The sequence below is a fragment of the Christensenella tenuis genome (assembly GCF_014287795.1).
Classification (GTDB): domain Bacteria; phylum Bacillota; class Clostridia; order Christensenellales; family Christensenellaceae; genus Christensenella; species Christensenella tenuis.
On record NZ_JACOON010000012.1, the window covers coordinates 1 to 3,751 of the forward strand.

Here is a 3,751-nt window from a genome sequence, read left to right on the forward strand (position 1 = left end):
TTTCCGCTTTCATCCTTTACTGTAAATTGCACCCGGTCAAGTTCGCCCACCGCATCCTTTACATTCCATACCCGGGCCGTAAACTGGGTCTGATACGTTTCTGTCACATACTGGCCGCTCGATTCGAACTCTACCGCGCCCACCGCCGGCGCTGTCGTATCTTCCACCATACTGATCGTTTTATAGATGCGTTCGCTTTCATTTCCGTTATAATCCACCGCAATCGCATCGATGTTATACTGCCCGGGCCCGTCCACATAACACCACTGCGCCCACGTTGTAGGATTCTCCTGCACTGCCCTGTACGTCCAGTGCTTTTTTCCGTCCAGCCGCCAAATATTGAATTCTACATACTTAACGCCTACGTTATCTTTTACTCCGCTCAAACGCACTGTAAAATTATTCTTATATACCGTCGAGTTGTACGCTATATCCGATCCGTTATCTATGCTGATGCTTCCAATTTCCGGTGCTTCACTGTCCTTTAGCTGATATTTCTCCGAAAATTGATTAACCGCATTGGCAATACAGTTCACCAACGCATTCTGGCACGCCTGCTTTTGCATATTTGCCAGATCTGTTGCATTGCTCATATATCCGCCTTCAATCAAAATGGATGGAGCCGTCGTATATTTCAAAATAGAATTGATCTCCGTAGTCGAAACTCCACGGTTCGGAAAATACCCTGATAAACCGGATGAAAATTGCGAAGAAAGCACGTTTGCCATATATGCAGAGCGGTTAATTGTTTCTGCGCTTCTTCCTTCCGCAGAATATTTTGAATAATACGTTGTAATTCCACGTACTGATGAGTTCGTATTGGAGTCGCGGTGAAGCGAAATAATTAAATCTGGTTTTACTGTGACGTTGGGATTAATACTGGAGGGATTATTGCAAGCCGGAACAAGCTCCCCCTTCACTGATCCGCTGTCACAAAACTGGTATTGGGTTCCTTTAAAATCATTTTTGGGATTGGGGGCGTTTGTCAAAACTGCCGGAAGGTCCGTTGAAAGTGTCGTCTTGTTGGTAAGATATACTGTGTAACCCATCGAACGAAGCTTTTCTCCAAGGAGAATAGCGGTCCATTCGTTCATATAATCTTCCGTTACCTTCTTTCCGTTTGCATTCACGCCGCTGGTTCCGGAAGGCGTAGCCGATGGAGAATGCCCCGGATTAATAAAAATAATTCCATTGCTTCCCGCAGCCTCTGCTGTTTGGGGGACAGCAAGCAGTACTGTCCACAATAAAGTAAAATTCATTAATACGATAAGTATCCATGTGATGCTTCTGCGAAAATTAATTTTGCTCTCCATCCAAATGCCCCTGTCCGTTTATGATTTCACATCATAAAATTTGATATTGTATAAAGTATAATATAAAAAAAATTTTAATTCAATCTTGCAGATGTTAACAACTTGTAATATCTTTGCATCATGCTTTGCAAAAAAAGTGATCTTTTACTATAATACGGATAGACCATACATAAGAAAGAGGTTCCTAATGTCAAAAAATAAAAAATTCATTATCCCAGTGATTGTAATCGTTGGTATCTGCGCCGCCATATTATGTATTGTTTTGTTTCCATCAAAAACCACCCAAACCAACCCGCATTCTCCAGAGGCGGCGGTTTCTTCGTCCGTTGCCGAATCTTCCCCGCCTGCTTCGGCAACAAATGCTCCTGTCGAGTATAAGGAAAATAAAATTGAATATGAGTATTATGACGCAGTCAGTAATTCCAATCAGGTGGAAAGCGTTACGGTCGATGAAAACGCAGGTTTAAAAAAAGGGTTGGAACTCGTCGCCGAAAACCTATTCGGAAAACCTCTTGAGGAAACTCCCATGGATCCAAATTCCATCGTTATGGAAGGTGACAGTATCAAGATTGATTTTAAGACCACAATTGCTGATTCTGCCCTTGGTGCTTCTGAAGAGGTAGCTATGCTCAACGCCATTTCAAATATTTATCTGAATAATATTGATGGCGTCAATGCCATCTATTTCAGTATCGCAGGCGAAGATTTTATTACCGGTCATATGGTTCAACGGAAAGACACTCCTTATCAACCGCAATAAAAAATGATAATTATTTGACAAAAGGATCTCCGGTGCCGGAGATCCTTTTGTTTTTATTTTCGCTTATTTTGTTATGCCGCCGGTTCCATCATTATTTCCGGTTCTGTTTCTCCTGTTTCTTCCATTTCCTGCACCGTTTGGAATTCTTCATCGTCATCCGGGCCGCTTGCCTGCATCTCCGGTTCCGGCTGCTGGGTTTCTTCCGCCGCCGCTTGCGTCTTTTGCAAAGCGTTGTATATATCCTTCCAGAGCTGCAAATATTCTCCATTGCCATCCGCCCATGCTTTCATGGTACGGTATATTCCTCGATCGGCTTCGTTCCATTCCGGATCACAAATGCTGCCCTGGGGAGCGTTAGCGGACGCATAGCATTTGATATGCTGGATGTGGGCGCAAATTCCTTCATTTATTGTCTCAAACACATATGGAGTGCCATCCTCCGTTTGAATGCCTCCCGGATTGTTTTGTGCAGCGGCCAGCTTCCCTCCAAAACGCATTCCACCTGTTTCTGTAAACATCTGAGCAAAAGCAATTCCTGCATTTACTCCTTCCCGTTCCGCTTCCGTCCAATAAACCTTCACAAATTCTTCATTGGAAACCCCATATATCCCGGCTATATCAATTCCTTCCTGCACAAGATATGCATTTGCCTGTCCCTGTGTGATTTCTGTCTCCCCCATCAATTCCGGCGTATCATCCTGTTCTGCCGTTACTTCCGGCTCAGGGGTTGGTTCTGGTTCCTGCGTCTGCTCCGGCTCTGACTCCTGACTCGGATTGGGCGCCGTTTCCTGCTCTTCCGTCGGTTCTTCTATGAATTGTTCATCCCCCGATAGTTCCATCAAGGCTGTAGCAGACGCAGAGCTCGTTTTAATCATATCGTCCAACATAGCAATGATTTTGTCTGCGTAGCTTGAATCGGCCGCCCACGTCCCCGTAAGTTTTTCAATTGTTGGCGCACAACCGCGCGTTACATAATGGAACCGCGGATCGACACAGGCGTTTTTCAGTGGATCAGTGCACGCATACGCTTTTAAATGCTGTATTTGCGCCCTAATTCCGGTTCGTACGTCTGTAAAACTGTTGCCGGGATTCCCGTTGCCGGTTGCCCCGATCCCCGCAAAATTATACTGTGTCCATTGCACGTCTCCGCCATATTTCAAATAGCCGGTTTCATGGCACATCTGGATAAATGCAACGTCCGCCTTGACGCCTTCTTCATTCGCTTCTTCAATATAGAGATCGACAAACTGCGCTACCGTCATTTTATAGCGCGTCTGGAACTCTGCCACCGTTATCTTTAATTTCGAATTAAGGTAATTAATCATTTGCCCGCGTGTGGCGTCCTGCGTACCCATAATCGGGTGATTTGTAGACTTCAGTACCGTAATTCCTTTATAAATTTTTTCGCTGACATTCCCCTCTTTATCTGTTGCTGACACATCGATATTGTACATTCCCGGCCCATCTACGCCAACATACTGCGCCCACGTCGTCGCGTTCTCTCTGACCGCATTGAACTCCCAATGTTTTTTGCCATCGATCCGCCAGATGTTGATCTTCACTGATTCCACTGACGTTTCCGCGTCCGCTACGCTGAACGCGCGCACCGTAAATTTATTCTGGTATACCTTCGTCACGCTCTTTCCGTCCGATTCGAATCCAATGCTCCCAATCGTCG

3 protein-coding genes are annotated in these 3,751 nt (G+C 45.2%); 1 reads left to right on the forward strand and 2 read right to left on the reverse strand.

All coding sequences use genetic code 11. The annotated features are described in order from the left end of the window. Nucleotides 1-1,313, reverse strand: a 1,313-nt coding sequence (locus tag H8S18_RS14470; RefSeq protein WP_186858981.1) for an N-acetylmuramoyl-L-alanine amidase family protein, incomplete at its 3' end; no start/stop codon positions are given. A 187-nt stretch (nucleotides 1,314-1,500) separates the two neighbouring features. On the opposite strand from H8S18_RS14470, the gene H8S18_RS14475 reads away from it, so the two are divergent. Beyond that, complete coding sequence (locus H8S18_RS14475) at nucleotides 1,501-2,073, forward strand: hypothetical protein (RefSeq protein WP_186858982.1); 573 nt, start codon at nucleotides 1,501-1,503, stop codon at nucleotides 2,071-2,073. A gap of 71 nt (nucleotides 2,074-2,144) precedes the next feature. Here H8S18_RS14475 and H8S18_RS14480 read toward each other — a convergent pair. Continuing rightward, nucleotides 2,145-3,751: glucosaminidase domain-containing protein (locus tag H8S18_RS14480; RefSeq protein WP_186858983.1), on the reverse strand; the 1,607-nt coding region annotated here is incomplete at its 5' end.

What these genes read in the sequence shown, in the direction of transcription:
- H8S18_RS14475 (WP_186858982.1), top strand. Translation starts at nt 1,501, where the DNA reads ATGTCAAAAAATAAAAAATTCATTATCCCAGTGATTGTAATCGTTGGT.